At 71.8% G+C, this 26,269-nt stretch carries 22 protein-coding genes and 1 pseudogene; 6 read left to right on the top strand and 17 right to left on the bottom strand.

What is annotated here, in order from left to right:
- The first annotated feature begins 204 nt into the window (after nt 1–204).
- Complete coding sequence (ppdK, locus tag RZ84_RS11640; protein WP_043264259.1) at nt 205–2,898, top strand: pyruvate, phosphate dikinase; 2,694 nt, start codon at nt 205–207, stop codon at nt 2,896–2,898.
- 559 nt (nt 2,899–3,457) lie between these two features.
- Nucleotides 3,458–4,327: an ArsR/SmtB family transcription factor gene (locus RZ84_RS11635; protein ID WP_052229891.1), complete on the top strand. Its 870-nt coding sequence runs from the start codon at nt 3,458–3,460 to the stop codon at nt 4,325–4,327.
- Nucleotides 4,328–4,372: 45 nt separating this feature from the next.
- On the opposite strand, the pseudogene RZ84_RS36435 reads toward RZ84_RS11635, so the two are convergent.
- The 4 genes and pseudogenes from RZ84_RS36435 to RZ84_RS11620 all read right to left on the bottom strand — a co-directional run.
- Nucleotides 4,373–4,852 (bottom strand): annotated as a pseudogene (locus RZ84_RS36435) (TauD/TfdA family dioxygenase); the annotation flags it as partial.
- A gap of 110 nt (nt 4,853–4,962) precedes the next feature.
- Nucleotides 4,963–5,799 (bottom strand): carbohydrate ABC transporter permease, encoded by an 837-nt coding sequence (locus RZ84_RS11630; RefSeq protein ID WP_043264258.1) that lies wholly within the window; start codon nt 5,797–5,799, stop codon nt 4,963–4,965.
- Between the two features lie 5 nt (nt 5,800–5,804).
- Complete coding sequence (locus RZ84_RS11625) at nt 5,805–6,719, bottom strand: carbohydrate ABC transporter permease (protein WP_107068261.1); 915 nt, start codon at nt 6,717–6,719, stop codon at nt 5,805–5,807.
- Between the two features lie 41 nt (nt 6,720–6,760).
- Nucleotides 6,761–8,020, bottom strand: coding sequence for an ABC transporter substrate-binding protein (locus tag RZ84_RS11620; protein WP_078893697.1), 1,260 nt, complete (start codon nt 8,018–8,020; stop codon nt 6,761–6,763).
- Nucleotides 8,021–8,200: 180 nt separating this feature from the next.
- Between RZ84_RS11620 and RZ84_RS11615 the strand changes: the two genes are divergently transcribed.
- Complete coding sequence (locus RZ84_RS11615) at nt 8,201–8,623, top strand: ATP-binding protein (protein WP_043264257.1); 423 nt, start codon at nt 8,201–8,203, stop codon at nt 8,621–8,623.
- A 51-nt stretch (nt 8,624–8,674) separates the two neighbouring features.
- On the opposite strand, the gene RZ84_RS11610 is transcribed toward RZ84_RS11615, so the two are convergent.
- A complete protein-coding gene (locus RZ84_RS11610) occupies nt 8,675–10,558 on the bottom strand; it encodes an APC family permease (protein ID WP_043264256.1) in 1,884 nt (627 codons plus the stop codon).
- A gap of 411 nt (nt 10,559–10,969) precedes the next feature.
- Here RZ84_RS11610 and RZ84_RS11605 point away from each other — a divergent pair, with 411 nt between their 5' ends.
- Nucleotides 10,970–11,485, top strand: a complete 516-nt coding sequence (locus tag RZ84_RS11605; protein WP_043264255.1) for a hypothetical protein — start codon at nt 10,970–10,972, stop codon at nt 11,483–11,485.
- Nucleotides 11,486–11,540: 55 nt separating this feature from the next.
- Here RZ84_RS11605 and RZ84_RS11600 read toward each other — a convergent pair whose 3' ends face one another.
- The 10 genes from RZ84_RS11600 to RZ84_RS11555 form a co-directional block, all read right to left on the bottom strand.
- The gene (locus tag RZ84_RS11600; protein ID WP_043264254.1) at nt 11,541–12,485 is read right to left on the bottom strand and encodes an oxidoreductase; all 945 of its coding nucleotides are present in this window, start codon (nt 12,483–12,485) and stop codon (nt 11,541–11,543) included.
- Between the two features lie 50 nt (nt 12,486–12,535).
- Nucleotides 12,536–12,934: an ArsR/SmtB family transcription factor gene (locus RZ84_RS11595; protein WP_078893695.1), complete on the bottom strand. Its 399-nt coding sequence runs from the start codon at nt 12,932–12,934 to the stop codon at nt 12,536–12,538.
- Nucleotides 12,931–13,425, bottom strand: a complete 495-nt coding sequence (locus RZ84_RS11590; protein ID WP_052229890.1) for an SRPBCC family protein — start codon at nt 13,423–13,425, stop codon at nt 12,931–12,933. The genes RZ84_RS11595 and RZ84_RS11590 overlap by 4 nt, the downstream gene beginning before the upstream one ends.
- A 140-nt stretch (nt 13,426–13,565) precedes the next feature.
- Nucleotides 13,566–13,964 (bottom strand): nitrite reductase small subunit NirD, encoded by a 399-nt coding sequence (gene nirD, locus RZ84_RS11585; RefSeq protein WP_043264253.1) that lies wholly within the window; start codon nt 13,962–13,964, stop codon nt 13,566–13,568.
- The gene (nirB, locus tag RZ84_RS11580) at nt 13,961–16,588 is read right to left on the bottom strand and encodes a nitrite reductase large subunit NirB (protein ID WP_043264252.1); all 2,628 of its coding nucleotides are present in this window, start codon (nt 16,586–16,588) and stop codon (nt 13,961–13,963) included. Before nirB ends, nirD begins: the two co-directional genes overlap by 4 nt.
- Before the next feature lie 2 nt (nt 16,589–16,590).
- Entirely contained in the window at nt 16,591–17,955 is a 1,365-nt protein-coding gene (locus RZ84_RS11575) for an NAD(P)/FAD-dependent oxidoreductase (protein ID WP_063772674.1), read from the bottom strand.
- Nucleotides 17,956–18,426: 471 nt separating this feature from the next.
- Nucleotides 18,427–20,382, bottom strand: a complete 1,956-nt coding sequence (locus tag RZ84_RS11570) for a glycoside hydrolase (RefSeq protein WP_043264250.1) — start codon at nt 20,380–20,382, stop codon at nt 18,427–18,429.
- Nucleotides 20,383–20,461: 79 nt separating this feature from the next.
- The gene (locus RZ84_RS11565) at nt 20,462–21,649 is read right to left on the bottom strand and encodes a M20 metallopeptidase family protein (protein ID WP_043264249.1); all 1,188 of its coding nucleotides are present in this window, start codon (nt 21,647–21,649) and stop codon (nt 20,462–20,464) included.
- 9 nt (nt 21,650–21,658) lie between these two features.
- Nucleotides 21,659–22,012, bottom strand: coding sequence for a DUF397 domain-containing protein (locus tag RZ84_RS11560; RefSeq protein WP_043264248.1), 354 nt, complete (start codon nt 22,010–22,012; stop codon nt 21,659–21,661).
- Nucleotides 22,009–22,869 (bottom strand): helix-turn-helix domain-containing protein, encoded by an 861-nt coding sequence (locus RZ84_RS11555; protein ID WP_078893694.1) that lies wholly within the window; start codon nt 22,867–22,869, stop codon nt 22,009–22,011. Before RZ84_RS11555 ends, RZ84_RS11560 begins: the two co-directional genes overlap by 4 nt.
- Before the next feature lie 168 nt (nt 22,870–23,037).
- Here RZ84_RS11555 and RZ84_RS11550 point away from each other — a divergent pair, with 168 nt between their 5' ends.
- On the top strand, nt 23,038–23,406 hold the full coding sequence (locus RZ84_RS11550) for a hypothetical protein (RefSeq protein WP_241777665.1): 369 nt from the start codon (nt 23,038–23,040) through the stop codon (nt 23,404–23,406).
- Nucleotides 23,407–23,431: 25 nt separating this feature from the next.
- Here the strand turns inward: RZ84_RS11550 and RZ84_RS11545 are convergent, their stop codons facing one another.
- Nucleotides 23,432–24,286, bottom strand: a complete 855-nt coding sequence (locus RZ84_RS11545; protein ID WP_043264246.1) for an aldo/keto reductase — start codon at nt 24,284–24,286, stop codon at nt 23,432–23,434.
- A 154-nt stretch (nt 24,287–24,440) separates the two neighbouring features.
- Here RZ84_RS11545 and RZ84_RS11540 point away from each other — a divergent pair, with 154 nt between their 5' ends.
- A complete protein-coding gene (locus RZ84_RS11540) occupies nt 24,441–25,229 on the top strand; it encodes a sulfite exporter TauE/SafE family protein (protein ID WP_043264245.1) in 789 nt (262 codons plus the stop codon).
- A 150-nt stretch (nt 25,230–25,379) separates the two neighbouring features.
- Here RZ84_RS11540 and RZ84_RS11535 read toward each other — a convergent pair whose 3' ends face one another.
- Nucleotides 25,380–26,219, bottom strand: a complete 840-nt coding sequence (locus tag RZ84_RS11535) for a class I SAM-dependent methyltransferase (RefSeq protein ID WP_241777664.1) — start codon at nt 26,217–26,219, stop codon at nt 25,380–25,382.
- Nucleotides 26,220–26,269 lie beyond the last annotated feature (50 nt).

Raw genomic sequence — 26,269 nt, 5'->3', positions numbered from 1 at the left:
TGAGTTCAGGAACTAAACGATGCTTCCTGCCCTTGATCACTTTCGATCTGCTGGCGGACGCCGGGTTACGCACGTATGTCGACCAAGTGGACGTACCCATACGCCTTCGATCTGGGTATGTTCCTCGCCGTCAGGGCAGCCCGTCGGCGAGGAGTCAGACCCGTGCCGGAAACACAAGATCCCCACGTAAGCCAGTCTTCTTCCGTGAAGTTCGTCTACGACTTCACCGAGGGCAACAAGGACCTCAAGGACCTCCTCGGTGGCAAGGGTGCCAACCTCGCGGAGATGACCAACCTGGGACTTCCGGTCCCTCCGGGCTTCACGATCACCACCGAAGCGTGCAAGGTCTACCTGGAGAGCGGCACCGAACCCGCGGCACTCCGTGCCGAGGTCTCCGAGCACCTCGACGCGCTGGAACGGCGGATGGGCAAGAAGCTCGGCCAGGCCGACGACCCGCTACTGGTATCCGTGCGTTCCGGGGCGAAGTTCTCCATGCCCGGCATGATGGACACCGTCCTCAACATCGGCCTCTCGGATGCGTCGGTTTCCGGCCTCGCCGCGCAGGCCGGCGACGAGCGGTTCGCCTGGGACTCGTACCGCCGGCTCATCCAGATGTTCGGCAAGACCGTGCTGGGCGTCGACGGCGAGCTCTTCGAGGAGGCGCTGGAGGAGGCCAAGCGGGACAAGGGCGTCACCGTCGACGTCGATCTGGACGCCGCCGATCTCCGGGCGCTGGTCGAGCAATTCAAGCAGATCGTCGCCAAGGAGACCGGGCGGGACTTCCCGCAGGACGCCCGCGAGCAGATGGACCTGGCCATAAGGGCCGTCTTCGACTCGTGGAACACCGACCGCGCCAAGCTCTACCGCCGCCAGGAGCGCATCCCCGGCGACCTCGGCACGGCCGTCAACGTCTGCTCCATGGTCTTCGGCAACCTCGGCCCCGACTCCGGCACCGGCGTCGCCTTCACCCGCGACCCGGCCAGCGGCCAGCAGGGCGTCTACGGCGACTACCTGCAGAACGCGCAGGGCGAGGACGTCGTCGCCGGTATCCGCAACACCGTCCCGCTCGCCGACCTCGAACGCATCGACAAGGCGTCGTACGACGAGCTGATGCAGATCATGGAGACGCTCGAAACGCACTACAAGGACCTGTGCGACATCGAGTTCACCATCGAGCGCGGCAAGCTGTGGATGCTCCAGACCCGGGTCGGCAAGCGCACCGCCGGTGCCGCCTTCCGGATCGCCACCCAGCTCGTCGACCAGGGCCTGATCGACGAGGCCGAGGCCCTCCAGCGGGTCACCGGCGGGCAGCTCGCGCAGCTGATGTTCCCCCGGTTCGACCTGGACGCGAAGTCCGAGCTGATCGGCCGCGGCATCGCCGCCTCCCCGGGCGCCGCCGTCGGCAAGGCCGTCTTCGACTCCTACACCGCCGTCAAGTGGTCCCGGTCCGGCGAGCAGGTCATCCTGATCCGCCGCGAGACCAATCCCGACGACCTCAACGGCATGATCGCCGCCGAGGGCATCCTCACCTCCCGCGGCGGCAAGACCTCGCACGCCGCCGTCGTCGCCCGCGGTATGGGCAAGACCTGTGTCTGCGGCGCCGAGGAGCTGGAGGTCGACACCAAGTCCCGCCGGATGACGACCCAGGACGGCACCGTCATCGAAGAGGGCGACGTGGTCTCCATCGACGGCTCCACCGGCAAGGTCTACGCCGGCGAGGTGCCGGTCGTGCCGTCCCCCGTCGTGGAGTACTTCGAGGGCCGGATGCACGCCGGCGCCGAGGACGCCGACGAGCTGGTCGAGGCCGTCCACCGGATCATGGCGTACGCGGACCGGGTGCGCCGGCTGCGCGTACGGGCCAACGCCGACAACGCCGAGGACGCCGCCCGCGCCCGCCGGTTCGGCGCCCAGGGCATCGGCCTGTGCCGCACCGAGCACATGTTCCTCGGCGAGCGCCGGGAGATGGTCGAGCGTCTGATCCTCGCCGACACCGACGCCGACAAGGAGGCCGCCCTCGCCGAGCTGCTGCCGCTCCAGAAGGCCGACTTCATCGAGCTGTTCGAGGCGATGGACGGCCTGCCGGTGACCGTCCGCCTCCTCGACCCGCCGCTGCACGAGTTCCTGCCCGACATCACCGACCTCTCGGTCCGCGTCGCGCTCGCCGAGGCCCGCAAGGAGCCGCACGAGAACGACCTCCGGCTCCTCCAGGCCGTGCACAAGCTGCACGAGCAGAACCCGATGCTGGGCCTGCGCGGCGTCCGCCTCGGCCTGGTCATCCCCGGCCTGTTCGCCATGCAGGTCCGGGCCATCGCCGAGGCCGCCGCCGAGCGCCGGAACGCCAAGGGCGACCCGCGCGCGGAGATCATGATCCCGCTGGTGGGCACCGTCCAGGAGCTGGAGATCGTCCGCGAGGAGGCCGAACAGGTCATCGCCGAGGTCGAGAAGCGCTACGGCGTCAGCCTCAAGCTCACCCTCGGCACGATGATCGAGCTGCCCCGCGCCGCGCTGACGGCCGGCCAGATCGCCGAGTCCGCCGACTTCTTCTCCTTCGGCACCAACGACCTCACGCAGACCGTCTGGGGCTTCTCCCGCGACGACGTGGAGGCCAGCTTCTTCACCGCGTACCTGGAGAAGGGCATCTTCGGCGTCAGCCCGTTCGAGACCATCGACAAGGACGGCGTGGGCTCGCTGGTCCGCAACGCCGCGGCGGCCGGCCGCGCCACCCGCCCCGACCTCAAACTCGGGGTCTGCGGGGAACACGGCGGCGACCCGGAGTCGGTCCACTTCTTCCACGAGGTCGGACTCGACTACGTCTCCTGCTCGCCGTTCCGCATCCCGGTCGCACGACTGGAGGCGGGCCGCGCGGCGGCGGAGGCCAGGGGCAGCGACAGCCGCTGACCCGACGGGGCACCCGCCCCACCAACCACCGGAGACGGCGGCCGGGCACCTTCACCCTCACGCCCGCCCGTCGGCTCCGGCACCGCAACGAGGGCGGCACCTGTGCGGAGGTGCCGCCCTCGCCTTCTCCGGACTCCCCCCTCGGGAGCTGCCGTCCTCCCAGTCGGCGTGGGAGGCGGCCTTCAACGGTCCGCGGCCGGCCGGTTGTTTGCCCATCACCCCCCACGGGATCGAGCAATCCGGGCCGTTCGCACCGCCGTTGAATTGAGTACAGCATTCCCGGCGGGCCCCCGACGGCGCGACCCTTTTCAACTCTGGCCAAAAGGGCATGGTGACCGCACGTGTTGGCGTGCATACTCAGGCGTGCCGGGGGCCGACTTCGGAAACCAAGGGTGGGGGTTCGGTGTTACGCGTCCATTTCAGTGGACTCGATCTGGCCCGCGTGCGGATAGCCGCACGCCCCGACGCACTGTGGGAGACAGTCCTCAGCTTTCATCGACTACGTGACAGGCGCGACGATTCGGCGTTCGGGAAATGGCGATCGGAAACGCGCGGAAAGTTGAATGGCGAAACGCGTCTGCTGGCACCGCTGGTGCCCACCCGCGGCTATTTCCCCGATTTCCTGACGCCGGCCGAGGGCCTGCTCGGCATGGACGAGGCGCTCGCCGCGCTGCGGGAGACCCCCGCCGCCCGCCTGCGCGAAGAGCTGTCCCGGCGGGCACCCGCCGCCGGCCGACCGCTCCCCGCGTGGATACGGGACATGGCGGACGGCGAGACCCGTGCGCTGTCCCGGCTCGCCGGGATACTCCGGCGCTACTACGAGGCGGCGGTGGCTCCGTACTGGCCGCGCGTCCAGGGCCGCATAGAGGCCGACCGCGCCGCCCGCGGCCGGGCGCTCCTGGACGGCGGCGCCGACCGCCTGCTGGCGTCCCTCCCGCCGATGATGCGCTGGCGCCCGCCCGTCCTGGAGGCGGACTACCCGGTCGAACGCGACCTCCATCTGGCGGGCCGCGGACTGCTCCTGCTCCCCTCCTACTTCTGCCGCCGCACCCCGGTGACCTTCTACAACCCGGACCTGACGCCGGTCCTCGTCTACCCCGTCGAGCACCAGACCCCGCGGCTGACCCCGCCGGTGCCGCCCGACCGCTCCCTGGGCCGCCTCGTGGGCCAGACCCGCTCGGCGATCCTGCACGGCATCGGCGTCGGCTGCACCACCAGCGAACTGGCCCGCCGCGTCGACGTCTCGCTGGCCTCCGCCAGCCAGCACGCCACCGTGCTGCGCGATGCCGGCCTCCTCTCCACCCTGCGCCAGGGCAATGCGGTGCTGCACACCCTGACGCCGCTCGGCGCGGCCCTCCTCCGCGGCGCCGGACCGGCCGAGCAGGCGGCGGGGGGACCGGCGGCCGGGGGGACGGCGGCGAGGTGGTAGGGGGTGGAGTGGCGTCCGGTTCCCCCGGGTCCTGTCGTCGAACTCGGACGCGTCGGCGAACGGCATGCACCGCCCGGTCTCCGGGTGCCGGCGCACCACCGGATGCTCCACCGGTGGGAACTGCCCCTGGGGTAAGGAGAGTTGAGGGGTCGAGCGGAAACGCGAGAAGCTCGGAAGATAGTCGTGCACCGCCCTTGCGCCATCGATCCGCTCCCGGATTTTCACCGGCAAATTGTCGTACGCGGCGGCCATATCGGCCCACATCGTGTCCCTGTCGCGCGCCGGCACCTCGCACGGCTGCAACACCGGCTCCATTGCGGGGCGTTCGCGGAAGGTTACGTCCGTGTGCCATGCGTTCTCGAACGCGGGTGCGCTGCTGGCCGTCTTGTCAAACCGCACCGCCTCCTTCGAGTCGCCCGGTGTCAAGAGCGGGTTGGTCTCCAACTTCCCGCAATCGGCGGCAAATTGGCGCGGTGCGGTGGCCGTCAGGTGTGCTCCGCGGAAGAACAGCACCGGCCACTCCAGGGGCGTGCGGGGTCCGGGGAGGCGTGAAGGGAAGGCGTCAAGGGCCGGTGCCGGCCGTTGACGCACCGAGAGGGGCAGGCCCGGACCGGCGTATCGGTGCCCCGGCCGCCTCAGTCGTCGATCCCGCTGCGCTCGACGCCCGCCACGATGTACCGCTGGAGCAGCAGGAACACGGCGATCAGGGGAACGATGGAGATGCCCGCGGCGACGAACAGTTCGTGCAGATTGAGGTTCTGCGCGGTGGTGAAGGTGGAGAGTGCGACCTGCACCGTCCACGCCGACCGGTCCTGGCCGATCACCAGCGGCCACAGGAAGGCGTTCCAGGCCCCGATGAAGACGATCGTGCCGACCGCCGCGAAGACCGGCCGGGCGTTGGGCACCACGATGCGCCAGTACGTCCGCCAGTATCCGAGCCCGTCCACCCGCGCCGCGTCCTCCAACTCCTTGGGGAAGCCCAGGAAATACTGCCGGAAGACGAAACACGCGAAGGCGCTGAAGAGGGTCGGGACGATCAGGCCGCGGAGCGTCGAAATCCAGCCGAGCGTGGACACCAGGACGAAGCTGGGGACGAAGGTCACGGCAGCCGGGACCATCAGCGTGCCCAGAATCGCGTAGAAGACCACCGAGGAGTGGCGGTACGGAATCCGGGCCAGGCCGTAGCCGGCGAGGGAGGCCAGGACGACCGTGCCGAGCGTCGTCGACACCGCGATCAGCGACGAGTTGAGCAGTGCCCGCGCCATCGGGAGATTCGGGTCGGTGAAGACCTCGGTCAGGTTCGACCAGTGGAGGTGGGAGGGGAAGAAGGTCCAGCTGGGGGCGGTGATATCCGATTCGGCCGCCAGCCCGTTGCGTACCAGGAGATAGAACGGGATCAGGAAGAGGAGGGCCAGGGCCACCAGCAATGCCGCGCGCAGGGCTCGTCCGGCTCGGGTCAGCGCATCGTGCATTCCGTTCAGTCCTCCTTGCGGCCGAGGCCGAACCAGCGTGCCTGGACGACGGTCGCCACCGCGATGATCAGCGCCAGGATCACCGCGCCGGCACTGCCCAGCCCCAGATTCTGGTCCCGGCCGAGTGCCGTGTAGTAGAGGTAGACGAGTGGCGGGCGGGCGTACGGCGGATATCCGCGGGCGTCGCTCAGCAGGTTGTAGAACTCGTCGAACGCCTGGAACGCGTTGACGACCAGGAGCAGGACGACCGCGACCGAGGTGGCGCGCAGCTGCGGAAAGGTGATGTGCCGGAACACCTGCCAGCCGGGCCGGGCCCCGTCCATGGCCGCCGCCTCGTACAACTGCGGGGAAATACGCTGGAGTCCGGCCAGGAACAGAATCATGTAGAAGCCGGCCTGCAGCCACAGCCGTACCGTCACGATCACCAGCCAGTACCACGGCGGGCTGGTGGTGGACAGCCAGGCGGTCTGGTCGGCCCCGAACCATCCGAGTACGGTGTTCGCCAGTCCGAACCGCACCCCGTTGAAGAGCGACAGCTTCCAGATCAGCGACGCCACGACATACGAGCAGGCGGTGGGGAGAAAGAACACCGAGCGGAAGAAAGCCCGCGCGAAACGCAGCCGGTTGACCATCACGGCGAGGGCGAGCGAGAGTGCGTAGGTGGCCGGCACGATGAATGCGGTGAAGAGCAGAAACGTGCCCAGGCTGCTGAGGAAGGCGTTGTCGCCCAGCATCGCGGTGTAATTCCCCAGGCCGATGAAATCGGTCGGGTTCACCGTGTTGTGCGCGTTGAAGAAGCTGAGGTAGACGCTCCACAGGAGTGGCACGTAAGTGAACAGCGCCAGGCCGACGGCGAACGGGCCGACGAATACCCAGAACCACAGGTTCCGCCGCTGCGGACCGAGCAGCCGGGCCGGCAGGGTCGCCGCCGTACCGCGGCGCGTCGGGCTGCTGTGTGCCGTCACTTCTTCCCGACCCGCCGGAGTTCGGCGTCGACCTTGCGCACCACGGCCCTCAGCTCGCTCTCCGGGTTCGCCCCGTCCTTGATGATCCTGCTCAGCGCGTCCTGGTAGGCGTTGCGGTCCGCGGTGGTCCACAGGAGCGGTTCGGCGTAGCCGTGCTCGGTCGCGAGACGTACCGCGTCCGCCGCCGCGCCGTCCCGCAACTGCCTGGCCTGTTTCACGAGCGAGCGCCGGGCCGGGATGTGGAAGCCGTACGACAGCGCGAAGTCCTGCTGGAAGTCCGTGCGGTCCACCCACAGCCACTTCGCGAACGCGGTGGCCGCCGCCCGGTGCCTGCTGCGCGCGTTGACCGCCGACGCATACGCGCCCACCGGCACCGACGGCTTGCCGCCCGCCCCGTCCTTGGGGAACGGCAGCACCCCGAAGTCGTCCCCCAGCGCCTTCTTGATCTGCGGCAGCGCCCACAGCCCCGACCACTGCATCGCGGTCAGCCCCTGCGTGAACGCCGCCGGATCGGACCAGTCGGTGGGCGCGCCCAGCAGCAGCGACCGGTCGGCGTACAGCTGCCGGATCTTCGCCAGCACCCGGGCGGCGGCCGGATCGTCGAACCCGACCTTGCCGTCGTCGCCGATCAGGCTGAGCCCGGCGGCGAACAGCGGCGTCCCGCCGAGCACCCCCACGCCGCCGTCGTTGCCGAGGAAGAGGCCCTTGACCTTGGCGGTGGTGAGCTTCTTGGCCGCGTCCACCAACGCGTCCACGGTCTGCGGGGGTTGCAGCCCGGCGTCCTCCAGCAGGCTCTTGCGGTAGTACAGCAGCTGGGTGTCGACGGTCTGCGGGATGCCCCAGATCCTGTCCTGCCAGATCTTCGGGGCCAGCACCGTCTGGTCGAAGTCGTCCCTGACCGGCGCGACCAGGTCGGTCAGATCGGCCACCTGACCGCCCTGGATCTGTTCCAGCGTCGGCCCGTTGACCTCGAAGACGTCCGGCCCGGAATCGGTCAGCAGCGCCGCCGCGGTCTGCCGGTCGTAGTCCCCCGGGCGCCACTGCACGGTGACGTCCGCCTTCTTGTACGCCGCGGCGTACCGCTGCACCGCCTGCTGCGTCCCCGGCTCCCCGTACTGGTGGTACCACTGGCTGAGGGCCGGCCCCGAACCGCCGCCGCCCCGGCCGGTGTTGGACCCGCACCCCGCTGCCAGCGCCCCGGCGAGCGCCACACCACCTCCGGCGGCGAGCAGCCGCCGTCTGCCGATCTCCGTCATGGCAGGTACTCTGCCGCACCGGCGTGACGCGCGCATTGCATCCGTACGAACCGGTCCGCCGGACGTGGCCGACACTCCCTCATGTGGCGTGCTCCTACGGTCCGTAGCGCACCGGTGGCACAGCGGCGCGAAAGTGCTTGAATGGCCTGTGCGTGCCGTCCTGACCGGAGGTGGTCGACCATGCTCGCCCCGCACGACCCGGCACAAGCGGTCCTCCACGAGGACGTCCGCACCTATCCGCCGCGCCCCGAGAGCATCGCCCTGGCCCGGAACCGCGCGGCCCGGCTGGCGGGCGACTGGGGGCAGGGCGAACTGGCCGAGGGCGTCCGGCTGTTGGTGTCCGAGCTGGTGACCAACGCGCTGGTGCACGGCCGGGTGCGCGGCAGGCTCGTCCGGGTGCGGCTGACGCTGACCGCGGACGTGCTCCGTATCGCGGTGACGGACGCGCGGGGCGAGCGGCTGCCGTGTGTGGGGGATCCCGGGCCGCGGGTCCCGCACGGGCGCGGGCTGCGGCTGGTCGGGGCGTTCTCGGACCGCTGGGGGGTGCGCGTGCTGGGGGTCGGCAAGACGGTGTGGTGCGAGCTGGCGGTAGGGGGGATCTGACCGCTCCGGGCGGCTGTTGCGCCTGCCTCGCCGCCCGGAGCGGTCCGTCCGCTACGCCGTCGCCAGGCGGAACCGCAGCCGGCAGATGACCGCGTCCGTGTCGCGCCGGACCGCATGGGCGACGATCGCGCCGCGCTGGTTCTGGAGCAGGCGCTGCCACAGGTGGGCGGGTTCGACCTCGGGGATGAGGACGGTGACCCGGGTGCCGGGCTGCTGTCCCGTCAGATGCCGGACGTACTCGGCGATCGGACGGCCGATGGAGCGGGTCGCGGAGGGCAGTTCGAGGAGGTCCACGCCGGGGTTCCAGAGTTCCCAGTCGCGGCGCAGCGCCTCGGCGGCGGGGCGGTCCTCGGGGTTGGCGTAGGTGACGGTGACGGCCACCACCTCGTCGCCCAGGGAGACCGCCGCGGTGAGGGCCTCGCTGGTCAGCCGGGAGAGGTGGGAGACCGGGACGATGACCAGGGAGCGGGCGCGGCGCGGGGTGGCGGGGACGCGGCCGAGGCCCAGGCGGGCGCCGATCCGGTCGTAGGCGCGGTGGACGGCTTCGAAGGCGACCACCAGCACGGGCAGCGCGATGACGATCAGCCAGGCGCCGTCGGTGAACTTGGTGGCGGTGACGACGATCGCCGCCGCGGCGGTGAGCACCGCGCCGAAGCCGTTGAGGAGGGCCTTGCCATGCCAGCCGGCGGAACGTTCCCGCCACCAGTGGCGGACCATGCCGACCTGGCAGATGGTGAAGCCGACGAACACACCGATGGAGAAGAGCGGGACGAGGGTGTTGACGTCGCCGCCGGAGAAGACGAGCAGCGCCGCGGAGACCGCCGCCAGGACCAGGACGCCGTGGCGGTGGACCTGGCGGTCGGCCTTGAGGCCGAAGACGTGCGGCAGGTAGTTGTCGCGGGCCAGCAGCCCCATCAGGACCGGCAGCCCGCCGAAGGAGGTGTTCGCGGCCAGGGCGAGCAGCACCATGGTGGCGAACTGGACGACGTAGAAGGCCCAGTTGTGGCCGAGCGAGGCGTCCGCGAGCTGGGCGAGGACGGTGACGCCGTCGACGGGCTGGAGGTGGAAGCGGCCGATGAGCACGGACAGGCCGATCAGCATCACGCCGAGCAGGGCGCCGAGGGCGACCTCGGTGCGCTGGGCGCGCCTGGCACGCGGGGTGCGGAAGGACGGCACGGCGTTGGCGACCGCCTCGACACCGGTCAGCGCCGAGCAGCCGGACGCGAACGCCTTCAGGAGCAGCAGCGCGCCGACGGCGGTGGCGTTGTGGGCGACGACCGAGGCGTGGCCCTGGGCGGTGAGGGTGGAGGCCGGGGCGTCCCGGAACAGGCCGACGACCACCATGGCCAGGATGGCGCCGACGAAGACGGCGGTGGGGAGCAGGAACGCCTTCGCCGAGTCGACGATGCCGCGCAGGTTGACGCCGGTGACCAGGACCAGCACGGCGAGGCAGATCCACACGCGGTCGGCGTAGAGGCCGGGGAAGGCGGAGGTGAGCGCCGCGACGCCGGCGGTCACCGAGACGGCGACGTTGAGGACGTAGTCGAGGATGAGGGAGGCGGCGGCCACCAGGGCGGTGCGCCGGCCCAGGTGGGTGCGGGCCACCGCGTACGAGCCGCCGCCGTTGGGGAAGGCGGCGATGACCTGGCGGTAGGAGGCCACCAGGACGGCGAGCAGGGCGGCGATGGCCAGGGTGACCGGGAGGGTGAAGCCCAGTCCGTGGGCGCCGGCGGCGGCCAGCACCAGCACGATCGACTCGGGCCCGTACGCGACGGAGGCCATCGCGTCGAGGGAGAGGGCGGCCACGCCCTGGAGGGCGGTGAGGCGGTGGCGTTCGGCGGCCGGGTCGGGGCCGTCGGCGGGCCGCGGGGCGGTGCCGGTCGCCGGATCCGGCGGTTGTTCGGGCCGGTTTGCGGGCTGGGACACCGTCGACATGGTTCGTCGTACCTCCGTGCGGCACTGTCGGGACCTGCCCAGCGTGCGGGGCACGTCGGCGGCGGCGAACGGCCTTGGCGGGGCCTTGGCGGGCGGTGCCGGGATCTTCACGGGTTCTTGACGGGGGCGGGTGCGCAATGTGACCCGTGACATGGCGGTCCACGGTCCGCGTATGGCCTCTGTACGGCCTCCGCGTCAAGGGTGCGTCAGTGCTGCGTCAAGGTTCGCGGATGTGGTGTCAGTGCCGTGTCAACCCCGCTACCGGGCCGGGGCAGCCGCCCTAGCTTCTGGCCCATGGCACGGCGACGGGGCCCGGGGCCCGACTCCGCGAAGGACAGGGACGGTGGCGACGATGCGGGAGGAGGGGCCGGTGGGCCACGGAGCGCACGATCGGCGGTTCCACCACCCGCGGTGCGCGCTGGGGCGCCGGTCGCCGGCGACCGCACCTGGCGTCCGGAGCTGCGGGCGGCACTGGGCTGGGCGGCCGGACTCCTTGCCGTCATGCAGCTGGTCGACCTCGCCAACGGGACGCTCACTCCCGGTCGGGGAGCGTGCTGGACGTCCGTCGCGCTGGTGCTGTTCGCGATCCTCTACCCGTCACACGTGACGGCCGGCCCGCACTGGCTGGCCTCCCGGGGGCTGCTGCGCACCCAGCGGGTGCACACCGATCTGCTGGTGCTGGTCCGCCGCAGCGACGGGGTGGCCCCGCGGCTGGTGCTGCGGGACGCCCTGGGCGGCCGGGTCGAGATCGACACCCGGACGCTGACCGCGAACCCCGTGCTGTGGCACCTGCTCGACCAGGGCGTGAACCGCTCCCGCGAGCGCGGGCTGCTGCGCTGCGGTGCCGGTCCGCTCGGGGAACTGGCGGACCGGATCGACGGCGCGGGCGCGCGGGCGGTGTTCGAGGCGTCGGGCCTGCTGCCGTAGCGCCCGGCCGGCCGCCGTGCCGCGGGCCCCTCGGACGGGGCCCCGCCCGCCCCGGTCAGCGTGCCGCGGCCGGTACCGCGAAGTCGTAGCGCACGCCGGTGAGTTGTTCCGATGCCGTCCACAGTGCCTCGGCGGTGCTGTCCTTCTTCGTCCACGGGGCGCGGAAGGAGCGGGCCGGGGCGCCGCGCAGGCCGCTGCGCGGGCCGATGAAGGAGTCCGGCCGCATGTGCGGGGCGGTGGCCGCGCAGAGGGTGCCCAGCGCGCCGCCCTCCGCGGGCTGCGCGACGATGCGGTTGCCCAGGTCGATGGCGCGCTCGGCGGACCTGCGGCCCTCCATCCTGACGCCGGTCGTCTGGAGGTTGGTGGCCGCGTAGCCGGGGTGCGCGGCGGCGGCGACGACCCCCGAGCCGGCCGCGGCCAGCCGCCGGGCCAGCTCGTGGGTGAAGAGCAGGTTGGCGCTCTTGGAGCGCCCGTAGGCGGTCCAACGGCCGTAGGAGCGCTCGCTGTTGAGGTCGTCGAGGTCCACGTCGGCCAGGACGTGCAGCATGCTGGAGACGGTGACGACCCGGGCGCCGGGTGTGGCCAGCAGCCGGGGCAGCAGCAGTCCGGTCAGCGCGAAGTGGCCGAGGTGGTTGGTGCCGAACTGCATCTCGAAGCCGTCGGCGGTGGTGCGGTGCGGCAGCGCCATCACACCGGCGTTGTTGACGAGCAGCCCGAGCCGGTCGCCGTCGAAGTCGTCCAGCCCGGCCGCGAAGTCCCGTACGGAGGACAGGTCGGCCAGGTCGAGCGGCCGGAACTCGGCCTCGGCGGTGGGGACTTCGCGGCGCAGCCGGTCCAGGGCCGCGGCGCCGCGCTCGGTGCTGCGGCAGGCCAGGACGACCCGGGCGCCGCGCCGGGCCAGTTCGCGGGCGGTGACGTAGCCGATACCGCTGTTGGCTCCCGTGACGACCGCCGAGCGGCCCGTCTGGTCCGGGATGTGGCTGGTGTTCCACCGGGTCACGCCGTACTCCTCGGTAGGGGAGCACCAGCGTACGCCCCGGGGCTCGCGCGTCAGGGGCCGCTCTCCGGTTCGCCGCCGCCCGCCTCGGCCAGCCGCTTGATCGCCGCGAGGCGGCTGTCCCAGTCGGCGGCGATCCGGTCCATCCACCGGGCGGTGATGCCCAGTTGCTCGGGCACGACCCGGTAGCGCGCCTCCCGGCCCGCCCGGCGCCCGGCGACCAGTCCGGCCCGGTCCAGCACCCCCAGGTGCTTGACGACGGCCTGCCGGCTGACCGGGAGCTCGGCCGCCAGGACCGTGGCGGTCGCCTCGCCGTGCGCGGCGAGGGCGTCCAGGATCCGGCGCCGGGTGGGATCCGCGAGCGCGGCGAACACCTCCGTCGCGGCGTCGTCGCCGGCGTCCGGCCCGCCCGCGGATCCCGCCGCGCGCTCCCGCCCCCTGTCGTCCGTCATGCCGCGAGCCGCTCCGCGTACTGCTTGATGTTCTTCGCCTGCTCGGTCCAGCCCTCGCTGTGGCTCTCGTACGAGGCGAACGGCACCCGCTCCTCGGGGATGGTGAGGGAGGCGAAGCCGGTCTCGGTCACCCGCAGCCGGGTGCCGCCGCCCTCGGGGGTGAGGGTGAACTCGACGAGGGTGGCGTTGTCCTCGGTCGCCACCTGGCCGGGGTGGCCGCTGGCCCAGCGGTAGGAGAAGCGGTGCGGCGGCTCGACCGTCACGATCGTGGTGTCGAACTGCCCGCACGTGCCGTGGTCGAGGCGCATGATCCCGCCGGGCCGCAGGTCGACCGGGGTCGGCGCGCCCTGGCCGAACCAGGAGCCGACGTGCTCGGGCTCGGTGAGCACCGCCCAGACGCGCTCCACGGGGGCGTCGATGGTGATCTCCCGCTCGATGCGGTTCCGCTCGGGATCGCCGGGCTGTCCGGTGGGTTCGCTGTCGGTGGTCATGGGATGGGCCTCCCGCCCGCTCTGGTGTGCCTTACGTGCTACTCGATGGTTGCACGTAGCGGCGGGAGGTGCAACCCCGGGGTTGCGCATTGGTCCTCCGGGGCAGGGGCGGGCCGGCCGCCCCCGCCCCGGAGAGGTCGTCAGTCGTCCCGGCCGCCGTCCGCCGCGCCGTCCATCCGGACGCGGTACACCGGGACCGAGGTCTCCGGGTCGTCCAGGCACTCCCCGGTCTCCAGGTCGAAGCGCTGCTTGAGCAGCGGCGACGCCACGAACGGCCGGTCCGCGGCGGAGCCGGTCAGACCGCGGGAGAGGACCTGCGCGCCGGTGAACGGGTCCTGGTTGCCGATCGCGTACGGCCGGCCGCCGCGGTCCACGAACACGGCCGCCTGGGACCCGTCCGGGAGCAGGGCGGCGACGCCGCGCCCGGGGGTGAGGTCGCCGAGGGAGCAGACGGCGAGCCAGCCCTCGGGGCCGAGGATCTCGACCGTCGGGGAAGACAGGGCGGGGGCCGCCGAGGAAGTGGCGGTGGCGGTGGTCATCGTGCGGAGGTCCCTTCCAGGGTGCGAACGGGCAGGGTCGGGCCGGCCAGCAGCGCCGGGTCCGGCTTCATCTGGTCGCGCTCCGGTACGAAGCGGACGGACGGATCGGGGGTGCCGGGCGCGTTGACGAAGGAGACGAAGCGGGCCAGCCGGTCCGGGTCGGCGAGGGTCTCGGCCCATTCGTCGCGGTAGTGGGCGACATGGGCGGCCATCAGCGCCTCCAACTCGTCGCACAGCCCCAGCGAGTCGTGGACCACGACGTCCCGTACGTGGTCCAGGCCGCCCTCGATCCGCTCCAGCCACGCCGAGGTGCGCTCCAGGCGGTCCGCGGTGCGGATGTAGAACATCAGGAACCGGTCGATGAGCCGCACCAGTTCGGCATCCGACAGGTCCTGGGCGAGCAGGTCGGCGTGGCGCGGGTCGGCGCCGCCGTTGCCGCCGACGTAGAGGTTCCAGCCGTTGGAGGTGGCGATGACGCCGAAGTCCTTGCCGCGGGCCTCCGCGCACTCCCGCGCGCAGCCGGAGACCGCGGACTTCAGCTTGTGCGGCGAGCGCAGGCCCCGGTAGCGCAGCTCCAGGTCGATCGCCATCCGGACCGAGTCCTGCACGCCGTAGCGGCACCAGGTCTGCCCGACGCAGGACTTCACGGTCCGCAGCGCCTTCCCGTACGCGTGCCCGGACTCGAAGCCGGCCTCCACCAACCGGGCCCAGATCACCGGGAGCTGGTCGACCCGGGCGCCGAAGAGGTCGATCCGCTGACCGCCGGTGATCTTCGTGTAGAGGCCGAAGTCGCGGGCCACCTCCCCGATGACGATCAGCTTCTCCGGGGTGATCTCGCCGCCGGGGATGCGCGGCACGATCGAGTACGAGCCGTTGCGCTGGAGGTTGGCGAGGAAGTGGTCGTTGGTGTCCTGGAGGGCGGCCTGCTCGCCGTGGAGCACGTACCCGTCGGCGCCGACCGTGGGGGCCAGCGACGCGATGATCGAGCCGACGGCGGGCTTGCAGATCTCGCAGCCGTCGCCGGACCGGGCCTCCGGGCGGCCGTGCGAGTCGAGGAGTGCGGCGTAGCTGGTCAGCCGCAGGGTGCGGACGATCTCGTACAGCTCGGCGCGGGTGTGCGGGAAGCAGCCGCACAGGCCGGTGTCGACGGCGACCCCGCCGGCCGCCAGCTCGTCGTTGACCAGGGTGGTCAGCGCCTTGACGCAGGAGCCGCAGCCGGTGCCGGCCTTGGTGCACTTCTTGACCTGCGGGACGGTGGTGCACTCGTGCTCGGTGACCGCCGAACGGATCGCGCCCTTGGTGACGTTGTGGCAGTTGCAGACCACCGCGTCGTCGGGGAGCGCGGACGGGCCGAGCGCGGCGGGCGCACCGGCCCCGGCGGGCAGCACCAGCTGCTCCGGCGCCACCGGCGGCACGCTCCCGGTCAGCGGGCGCAGCATCCCGTACGCGTCGGCGTCGCCGACCAGTACGCCGCCCAGCAGCGTGCCGTCCGTGCCGATCACCAGCTTCTTGTAGACGCCGCTGCGGGAGTCCGCGTAGACGACGTCCAGGCAGCCCTCCGTGGTGCCGTGCGCGTCACCGAAGGACGCCACGTCCACACCGAGCAGCTTGAGCTTGGTGGACAGGTCGGCGCCGGTGAAGCCGCCGTCCTTCCCGGCGATGGCGTCGGCCGCCGTCCGGGCCATGTCGTAACCGGGCGCCACCAGGCCGTAGACCCGGCCGTCGGCGGCCAGCGCGCACTCGCCGATCGCGTGCACCGCCGGGTCGCCGGTCCGGCACTGCTCGTCGACGACGATGCCGCCGCGCTCGCCGACCGCCAGCCCGCAGTCCCGGGCGAGCTGGTCGCGGGGCCGCACCCCGGCCGAGAAGATCACCAGATCCGTCGCGATACGGGACCCGTCGGACAGCTCCATACCGGTCACCGCGCCGCTCTCGTCCGCGGTGATCTCCTTGCCGCCGACGCCGGTGTGCACCTCCAGGCCCATCTCCTCGACGGTGCGGCGCAGCGCGCTGCCGCCCCCCTCGTCGACCTGGAGCGCCATCAGCCGCGGGTTGAACTCCACGATGTGGGTGCGCAGTCCGAGCCCCTTGAGCGCACCGGCCGCCTCCAGGCCGAGCAGCCCGCCGCCCACGACGACGCCGGATTCGGCGGTCTTGGCGTAGTCCTCGATGGCGAGCAGGTCCTCGATGGTGCGGTAGACGAAGCACCCGGCGCTGTCCTTGCCCGGCACCGGCGGCACGAACGGGTACGAGCCGGTGGCGAGCACCAGGGTGTCGTAGCGGACGGTCAGCCCGGAGCGGGCGGTGACGGTGCGCGACTCCCGGTCGATCGCCTCGGCCGGGTCGCCGACGTGCAGCTCGACGCCGTGCCGGGCCATGAAGTCCGGGGCGGTCAGGCTCAGTTCGTCCGGGGTGCGGCCGGCGAAGTACGAGGTCAGCTGGACGCGGTCGTAGGCGGGGCGGGGCTCCTCGCACAGCACGACCACCCGCGCCCGCTCGGTGACCCCGCGCTCGGCGAGCTCCTCCAGGAAGCGCTGGCCGACCATGCCGTGTCCGACCAGGACGATGGTGGGGCCGGCGGTGTGGTGGGTGCCGGGCGTTGCCGGGGTGGCGGGTGCGGCCATGATCAGAAGCCTCCGTCGGTGGTGAGCAGGTGGAGCAGCGGAGCTGCGGGGAGCTGTTCGTCGCCCTCCCAGGTACGGGCGAGCGCGCCGACGGTGCCGAGATCGCCGAGGAGGATGCCGCCGACCAGCCGGTCGCCGCGGACGACGACCTTCCGGTAGGCGGTGCGGGTGGCGTCCGCGAGGCGTATGACGTCGTCGCCGGGGAGCGGGGTGGTCCGGCCGAACGCGGCCAGGTCGAAGGGGGCGGACCCGGTGGCGGCGGACCCGGTGGCGGGGGCGCCCTCGGCGGCGAGGGTCAGCCGGGTCAGCAGGCGGGTGCCCGTATAGGCCGGGGCGGCGGGTTCCGGTGCGGCGGCGGCGTCGGCCGGTACGGGAGCGGGGGATTCGGGGGCGGTCAGCACGCGGGCGAGCGCATCGGCCTGTTCCTGGGCGGCGCCCGCCAGGCCGTAGACCGTCCCCCGGTGCTCGGCGCAGTCGCCGACCGCGTGGATCCGGGGATCGGAGGTACGCAGCGAGTCGTCGACGCGGATGCCCCGGCCGACGTCCAGCCCGGCGGCGTGCGCGAGGCCGGTGCGCGGGCGCACACCGCAGGCCAGCACGACGAGTTCGGCGTCGAGCCGGAAGCCGTCCGCCAGCTCCACCGCCCGGACCCGGCGGGTGCCGGGCTCCGCCGCGTCCGGCACGGCGGTCTCGATCCCCCGGACCCGGCACTCGGTGTGCACCTCGATGCCGAGCGCGGTGAGGTGGTCGCGCAGCAGCTCCGCGGCCCCCGGATCGAGCTGATGCTCCATCAAGTGCTCGCCCTGGTGGGCCAGTACGACCTGCGCGCCGCGCGCGGCCAGGGCCCGCGCCGCCGACACCCCGAGCAGCCCGCCGCCGATCACCACGGCCGGCCCGCCGGGCCGCGCCGCCGCGGCCAGCGCCCGGCAGTCGTCCAGCGTCCGGAACGGATGCACCCCGTCCGGCAGATCCTGCCGCCCCGGTGCGAACAGCCCGCGCAGCGGCGGCAGTACCGGGTTGGCGCCGGTGGCCAGCACCAGCACGTCGTACCCGACCTCCCGGCCGTCGTCGCACCGCACCCGGCGCGCCTCCCGGTCGATCGCCTCCGCCCGTACGCCGCTGCGCCAGTCCACCCCGGCGCCGGGCGCGGGCAGCGCGATGACCTGCGGTGCGTAGCGGCCGGCGAGCACCTCGGCGAGCAGCACGCGGTTGTACGGCGCGGACGGCTCCTCGCCGATGACGGTGAGGGCGCCGGGAGCCGCGCCGGCCCGTGCGGCGGTCAGCTGCCGTACGAGCCGGGCTCCGGCCATACCGCCGCCGATCACCACCACTCGTGGCGCCGTGCGCTCCCGCGTTGTCGAGGTCATGCTGGTCAGCCTGCGGCGCGCCTGTTACCCGCCCGCATCTCTTCTGTTTCCCCGGCGGAACGCTGCGCTCAGCGGGCGCCCGGCGCCGGTGTGAGGCGCCGGGTCCGCCCGAAAGCCCTGGTCACGGGCCTCGGGGCGGCGGAAGGGCGGTCGCGGGGGCTGCGGGGAGGGTGGCTGTGACGGTCACCACGGTGCCGCCCGGCGCGCCCGTGGGCTCCCGTTCGCGCTGCTCGCGCCGCCGACCGCGCTGTCCCCGCTCCTCGCCGTCCTCCTCGGCCGTGTATACGGACTGCCAGCGCTCGCCCACCCCGTGCTACGGCGGTGGAACTGCTTCACCCCCGCTACCTGGAGGCGGCTCGCCGGCCGTAGTCACCGGAGGACCGCCCCCTTCGACACCCCTGCCGAAACTCAGCCGCCCAGACTCGGCCGCTGACTCTCGGCTGCCGGCTGCCGACTCTCAGCTGGCTGGACTCAGCTGTCGACCTGTGCCGGGCACAGCCGCCGCGGCTGCGCGTCACCCCGCAGCCGGGCGTCCACACAGCCGCCCGGCAGCCCGTCGTGCGCAGTGCCGCCGAAGTTCGCGGTGACGGTCAGCGCCCCGTCCCCGAACACCGTCCGCTGCACACTCCGGTCCTCCGTCAGCCACCGGAACGACGTCATCCGCTCGGCACCGGCGGCACGGTGCAGCGGCGCGAAATACCGTTGCAGCGCGGCGAGTTCCCTCCCGTCCTTCTCCAACGACGGCCCGTCGAGCGCGAAGTTCAGCGGGGTGTTGTACAGCATCGCCAGCAGCGCCCGGGTGGTCTTCTGGTCCGGCAGCTTGTCGTACGACAGCTCCCACCGCTCCACGTTGACCAGCGACTCGTGCAGCGCCGTCTCGTACAGCGGCACCCGGTACTTCGGTTCGTACATCGCGGTGGCCAGGTCCGCCGGCAGCGACACCGGCTTGAAGGCGTTCTTCGGGGCGTTCTGCGGGAAGTAGCCGCCCCACTTCTCCTTGTCCCGCTCCAGCTTCCACAGCCCGTCGCCGACCGGCGTCCCCGAACCGTGGTCGAAGGCCAGCACCTGGTTGGCCCAGGGCTGGGCGGACTCCGAGCCCAGGACGAAGCCCTTGGCGATCCGCCGCATCCGGGCGAGCCGGTTCTCCCGGTCGCCCGCCTTGGTCATCTCATGGCCCGCGCCGTGGTCGCGGAACACCTCGCCGGTCGCGTCCACGTCCAGGAAGTAGCTGTCCGCCCCGTTGGCGGTCATCTTCCGCGTACGGTCGGCCAGATAGTGCTTGGTCGGCTCGGCCTTCTCGAAGGCGCGCGAGCTGAGATAGCAGCCGCGGCCCCCGAAACCGGTCTGCGGCGTCCCGTCCGCCTTCCGCACGCAGAAGTCCGGATAGACCTTGTCCGGCCAGGCCGAGGTGGGGCTGTCCGCCGTCTTCGGATCCTGCCCGTTGGCGAACGTGTCGTACGGCCCGACGAGATACCCCGCCTTCTTCGCGGCCCGGGCGGCATCCGCCTTCATCGGGTCCGGCCCGGAGTCGTAGCCAAGCCACATCCGGTCCACGCCCAGCTTCTTCAGCTTCTCGACCCCGGCCGCGGTCCGCGCCTCGCCCCACAGGTAGGCGTGGAACGCGCCCAGCAGCTTCGCATGGGCCGGGTTCTTCCCGATCTTCTCGCGCAGGCTGCCGAGCTGCCCGTGCTGGGAGAGATAGGAGCGGTAGTCGGCTGCCGGGGCCACCGGATCGCCGTCGGTGAGCGAGAACGAGACGTCGTAGTCGCCCGTCCCGTCACCGGAGTCGAAGTCGTGCGCCGCGGTGGCGCGCAGTCGTCCCCCGGTGGAGGCGAACCGCAGCGTCGTACCGATGTCGGTGGGCGTGAGATAGCCGACGCCGTGCCGCCCGCTGGACCAGCCCCACAGCGGCAGCGACAGGTCCCCGCCCACGTCGACGGTGCTGCCGGCCAGCCCGCCCTTCGGCCCGTTCCAGAACGCGTCCCGTACGGGGATGTCGAGGCCCTCGCCGCGCGGCAGCTGCATATCGGACGCGGCCCGGTCGGTACCGGTCACCGGCCAGCTCACCGACCCGTCGCGCTCCGACCGGATCCGGATGCGCAGCCGCCCCCGCTCCGAACTCGCGGTGACCTGGAGCCCCTTGGCCGGATAGCTCCAGCGTGCCGTAGCGCCCGTACGGGTCACCGGGCCGGGCTTGCCGAGGCCGCTCGCCGCCGCCTCGGACAGCACCAGCCGCGTCCCGTCGTCGGTGCGCGCGGTGACTGCCAGTGACGCCGTGTCCACGACAGCTGTACCGCCGGCGACGGGAAGTTCGAGACGACTGCCGTGGACCGTCCCGGCCGTGGCGCTGCCGCAGCCGGCGAGCGCGAACGCGGAGGCGGCCAGCGCCAGTGAGGCGGCGACCGCTCGGGTGAGTGTGGATGCCATGCCCTTTGAATAGTGCCCGGCTCTAAGAACCTTCTAAGAAGCCACCGGACCGTCCAAGGGGCGCCGGGCCGCGGGCACTTCACCCGGCCAGCCGCCGCGCCGCCAGCTCCGCGTACACCGCCGCCCCGTCCGCCAGCACCGCGTCGTCGAACTCCGCCAGCGGAGAATGGTTGTTGGCGCTGCGCTCCGGATCGACACCGGCCGGCGGCGAACCCAGGACCAGCATCGCGCCGGGCACCTCCGCCAGCACCCGCGAGAAGTCCTCCGAGCCCTGGAGCGGCTGCCGCATGGGTGCGTACCGCTCCTCGCCGAGCACCTCGCGCACCGTGTCCGCCGCGAACTCCGCCGCCGCGTCATCGTTGACGGTGATCGGATACACCTCGCTGAACTCCGCGTCCACGCCCACCCCGTAAGCCGCCGCGATGCCCCGGCACACCTCCACGGTGCCGTCCTTGACCCGCGCCTGCGCCCGGTCCGAGAAGCTGCGCACCGTCGCCTCGAAGACCGCCGCTTCCGGGATGACGTTCTGCTTCGTCCCCGCGTGGAAGGTGCCCACGGTGAGGATCACCGGGTCGAACACGTCGAAGGTACGGGTGATCCACGCCTGCAACGCGGTCACCATGGCGCACCCGGCCTGCACCGGGTCCTTGGCCCGGTGCGGCATCGACCCGTGCCCGCCCTCGCCCCGTACGGTCACCCGCAGCACGTTCGACGCGGACAGCGCCGGCCCGCCCCGGGTCCCGAACACGCCGCTCGGCACCCCCGCGGACAGTACGTGGATGGCGTACGCCGCCACCGGCCGCTGCCCGGCCGCGTCCAGCAGCCCCTCGGCCAGCATGTGCCGGGCGCCGTCGTAACCCTCCTCGCCGGGCTGGAACATGAACAGCACCTCGCCCGCGAGCCGGTCGCGGTGCGCGGCGAGCAGCTTGGCCGCGCCGGCCAGCATGGCGGTGTGCAGATCGTGGCCGCAGGCGTGCATGTTGCCGTTGCCGGCCGCGAATTCGAGCCCGGTGCGCTCGTGGACCGGCAGTGCGTCCATGTCGCCGCGCAGCAGTACGGTCGGTCCGGGCGCCGATCCGCGCAGCACCGCGGTCACCGAGCTGAGCCCGCCCCCGGTACGCACTTCCAATGGCAACCCGTCCAGTTCGGCCAGTACGGCCTCCTGCGTACGGGGCAGATCCAGCCCGGTCTCGGGAATCCGGTGCAGCGAGCGCCGCAGCTGTACGAGGTCGTCGGAGAGCGCGCGGGCGTCGTCACGAAGGTTCATACGGGCTCCTCAGGTGGGGAACCCTCCATTCTTGACCGCGGCGACGAACGAGGACCACCCCGCCGCGCACACCACGATCGCGGGCCCACCCGGAACCTTGCTGTCTCGGATGGGGACGACGCCGTGGGTTGCGGAGTGGGCGGGGGAGAACTCTATGCAGTCTCCGCCGTTGCCTTCGCTGTAGGAGGACTTGGCCCAGGCGAGGTCGCGGCTGAATTCGAGGCATTCCCCGCCGTTGGCGTCGCTGTGGGACGACTTGACCCAGGTGAAGTCTCGGGTGAACTCGACACACGCCCCGCCGTTGCCCTCGCTGTAGGACGACTTGATCCACGTAGCGGCGGCGAGATCCAAGTCGGGGCTCATGCTCGGTACTCCTTCAGCAGTTTCTTGATCAGGGCCAGTGATTGATCCGGGGCCAACGAGTGCGCCCTGAGCAGATCGTAGTCATCCAGGGCCGTGTCGACCGTTTGTGCGGAATCATGCATCCTGCCTCCTACCCGGGTCTCCGTGTACAACACGGTGGGGGAGTCCAAGAAGCGCAACACGATGAAGGGCATCGTGGACGTGGCCGGAATGCCCGCCGAGAACGGCATGACCTGAAGTTCCACGTGTGGTGACGCGGCTACCGCGAGCAGGTAGTCGAGCTGCCCCGCCATGACCTCGGCACTCCCGATGACGGTCCGCAGACACGCCTCATGGAGGATGACCCACAGCCGCGGTGGAGTGTCCCGTTCGAACACCTCGCGTCGCCGTACACGCGCGGCAACTTTGTCCCTGATTCCCTCCGCGCTTGCGTGGGGGTTGGAGACACGGAAGACGGCCCTCGCGTAGTCCTCTGTCTGAACCATGCCTGCTACGAGGTTCGTCTGGTAGGTCAGAATCCGCGACGCCTTCCGTTCCAGATCCAAGTACGGGACGAACCACGACGGGTGATCCCCTTCGTCGATCCTTCGCAGCATGCCCGCGAAGAGCCCGTTCGTCCCGAACGCGAGATCGCAGCCGTCGGCGAACTTCTCGCTGGCCTTCACCTTCCCGGACTCCACCATGCTGACGTACGCATAGGAGTAGCCCGTGGCCTCGCCTAAGCGCTTCTGCGTGAGCTTGCGTCCCAGGCGAACCCGCTTGACGTCGAGTCCGAAGCGTTGGAGTGGATTGAAGTGCTCGGGCGGGGTCGTCTCGTCCAATGCTGTGACCTCTCGTTCTGCGGTCGCGGTCAGCATCGCCGCAGGCAGTTGATGTAAGCACTGCCGTTTAAGTGACCCCATTCTATTGCCCGTTGCGTTGTCCACGTGACCGAATGGCTACACCCAGTACCCGCAACGCCAGGACCCCCGCGACCGCGTGACCGGTCCGGGGGCGTGGCCACCAACCCCCTGGAGGTTGACGACATGACCGACGCTACCGCGCGGCTTCTGCCGTGGTCGAGTGCGGACGGCAAGCCGTGCTTCGTCGTGGGCGACGGCACCGGACCCGTGTCCCGTATCGCCGACAGCATCGAGGCGGCGCAACTCGACTCGGCCGCCGAACTCATCGACGAGTCACGGCGCGTGCTCGCCGGGCGTGCCTGGACGTCCGGTGAACTCCAGCTGCTGACCGTCGAGTTGACGGACTCGCTCGACGAGGTGCACCGGGTCGCGAGGAGCCGCGGCGCCCGGCTGCCGAAGCCGTCCCCCGCCGCCGTGGTCCACGTACCGGCGGGGGAGGCCGTGAAGCCGTGCCCGTTCCCGTGCGAGGTCTGCCGCCGCAAGGGGCGGTAGACCGGCAGACGGTGCTGGGCGCGCGTCACCGCGTCCGGACGTCCGGGCCCTCCACCACCGCATCGAGCCGCGCCATCTCCCCCTCCGTGAGCGCGATCCGTACCGCGTCCAGGTTCTCGTCCAGATGGGCGGGCGAGCCCGTACCGGGCGTCGGCAGCAGGACGGGGGAGCGGTGCAGCAGCCAGGCCAGCGCGATCTGCCCCGTGGTCGCGCCGTGCCCGGCGGCGACCGCGGCGATCACCTCGCCCGCTTCCCCCGTCAGTGCCCCGTTCCCCAGCGGGAACCACGGCAGAAAGGCAGTGCCTCCCCTCTCGCACAGTTCCAGTACGTCCTCCGAGGCGCGGTCCAGGAGGTTGTAGCGGTTCTGCACCGACGCGATCGGGGCCAGCTCCTGCGCCCGCGCGAGCTCCGCCGCCCCGATGCTGTCCAGCCCGATATGCCGGATCTTCCCGGCCTGTTGGAGCTCCAGAAGCGCACCCAGCTGGTCGGCCATCGGCACCTCGGGGTCCAGCCGGTGCAGCTGGTACAGGTCGATGGTGTCCGTACGCAGCCGACGCAGGCTCGCCTCGCACATGGCGCGCAGCTCCTCCGGTCGCCCGGCGATATGCCAGCCGTCCGGCCCCGTACGCACCACCCCGCCCTTGGTCGCGATCACCAGACCGTCCCGATACGGATACAGCGCCCGCGCCACCAACTCCTCGGCGATGCCCGGACCGTAGTTGTCGGCGGTGTCGATCAGCGTCACCCCGCGCTCGACTGCCCGGCGCAGCAGCGCGACGGCGTGCCGCGGGTCGTCATGCCGCGGCCCCCAGTACCCGGCCCCGACGAGCCCGCCGGTCCCGAGCCCCAGCCGCCGCACGGCCAGGCTCCCCCCGATCACGAACTCCGACTCCGGAGATACCGGTGATGCATGCGCTTCCGCACCCGCACCCGTATCCGCACCCGTATCCGTATCCATGGGCCGGAGCCTAGACGGCATCCCGGACGGCAATAATCCGGAGTCCGGGGCCGCGCCCCCTTCGTAAGATCACCTGGTGCCCCCTGACATATCGCTGTTCACGCTGACTCTGCTCTGCCTGGCCGCCCTCGCCGCCGGCTGGATCGACGCGGTGGTGGGCGGCGGCGGGCTGCTGCTGCTCCCGGCGCTGCTGGTCGGCCTTCCGCACACGCCCGCCGCGTTCGTCCTCGGCACCAACAAGTCCACCGCCATCGTCGGCACCAGCGCAGCCGCCGTCACCTACGTCCGCAAGGCCCCGATCGACATCCGCACCGCCCTGCGGATCGGCGCCGCCGCGCTCGCCGGATCTCTCGCCGGGGCGTTCTTCGCGGCCGGTATCAACAGCGCGGTGCTCCGCCCGCTGATCATGGCCGTGCTCCTGGGCGTCCTCGCCTTCGTCCTCTTCCGCCCGGCGTTCGGCACCGCTCCCGCGCCCTCGGGCCCGGTGACCCGGCGGCGCGTGCTCGCCGCAATCCTCGTCGCGGGCCTGGGAATCGGCTTCTACGACGGGCTGATCGGCCCCGGCACCGGCGCGTTCCTCGTTATCGCACTGGCCGCCCTCCTCCACATGGACCTGGTCACCTCCTCCGCCACCGCCAAGGTCATCAACGTCTGCACCAACATCGGCGCGCTGACCATGTTCGCCCTCCAGGGCACCGTGCTGTGGCAACTGGGGGCGCTGCTGGCCCTGTTCAACCTCGTCGGCGGCACGGTCGGCGCCAGGATGGCCCTCAAGCGCGGCGCCGGTTTCGTACGCGGTGTGCTCGTCATCGTCGTCATCACCCTGCTGTGCAAACTGGTCTACGACCAGTGGTTGGCGGTCTGACCCCGACGCCCGCCATCGCTCGGGCGCGGGTGCGGGCCCGCCGATGTCCCCTCCACTGTGGTGACGCGGCGGCGCCTCCGATCCGGCGGCCCTGCAAGAGAAGCAGAAGCAGAAGCAGAAGCAGAACCAGAAGCAGAAGCAGCGGCGGCTTCAGAATCGGCAGTTGTAGAGCCGCGACATGTCCCGCAGGCCCCCCGGTATCCGCGCCGCGACCCGGGCCGCCGCGCGGTAGGCCAGGGGCAGCTTCTCGATACCCGGCAGGTCCAGGACGCTGATGTTCTCGACGATCTCCAGCCGGGGGCTCAGCCGGGATATGCCGGCCGGGTCCGTGCCCCAGCGCAGCGTCGAACCGGTCTTGACGATGACCTTGTTGAGGCGCGCGGCGCGCACCGCGAATCTGCTGAAGGCGTCGAAGGCCAGCTCCCCGCTCGGGGCGTGGGCCATCAGGCGGCGGAGGAGCGCGGTGACGTCCTCCTCGGTGAGATACATCAGCAGGCCCTCGGCGACGATCAGCGTCGGCCGGTCGGCGGGCAACTGGTCCACCCAGGCCGGGTCCGTGACGGACGTCGGTACCTCGGTGTACCCGGGGCGCTCCGGATAGAGCTGCCGGCGCAGGTCTATGACCTCCGGGAAGTCGACGTCGTACCAGCGCACCCGGGGGCCGGGGTCGAGGCGGTGGACACGGGTGTCGAGGCCGCAGCCCAGATGCACCACCGCCGCCTCCTCGTGCCGGGCCAGGAAGCGGGCCGTCCAGACGTCCAACTGCCGGGCGCGGAGGGCGACTCCGGCCGAGTCCCCGGCGCCCATCCCGAGCTTGCGGAAGTCGTAGTCGAGGCGGCGCACGGTGTCGACGGCCATGGTGTCGCCGAGTATCGGTTTCTTCGAGCGGCTGTCGACCGCGCGGCCGTAGAGCGTGGCGAGGAGCGTCTCCTTCACCCCGGTCAGCTGCACCTTCGGTCTCGCGCTGGTCATGCTGGTCAGTGCTGTCATGCTTCGATGGTACGGAAGATTCAGAAAAATGTGAAGAGTCGAAATGGCGG

It is taken from the genome of Streptomyces sp. CT34, assembly GCF_000805335.1.
Lineage (GTDB): Bacteria > Actinomycetota > Actinomycetes > Streptomycetales > Streptomycetaceae > Streptomyces.
This window is presented reverse-complemented; position numbering and strand designations above follow the sequence as displayed.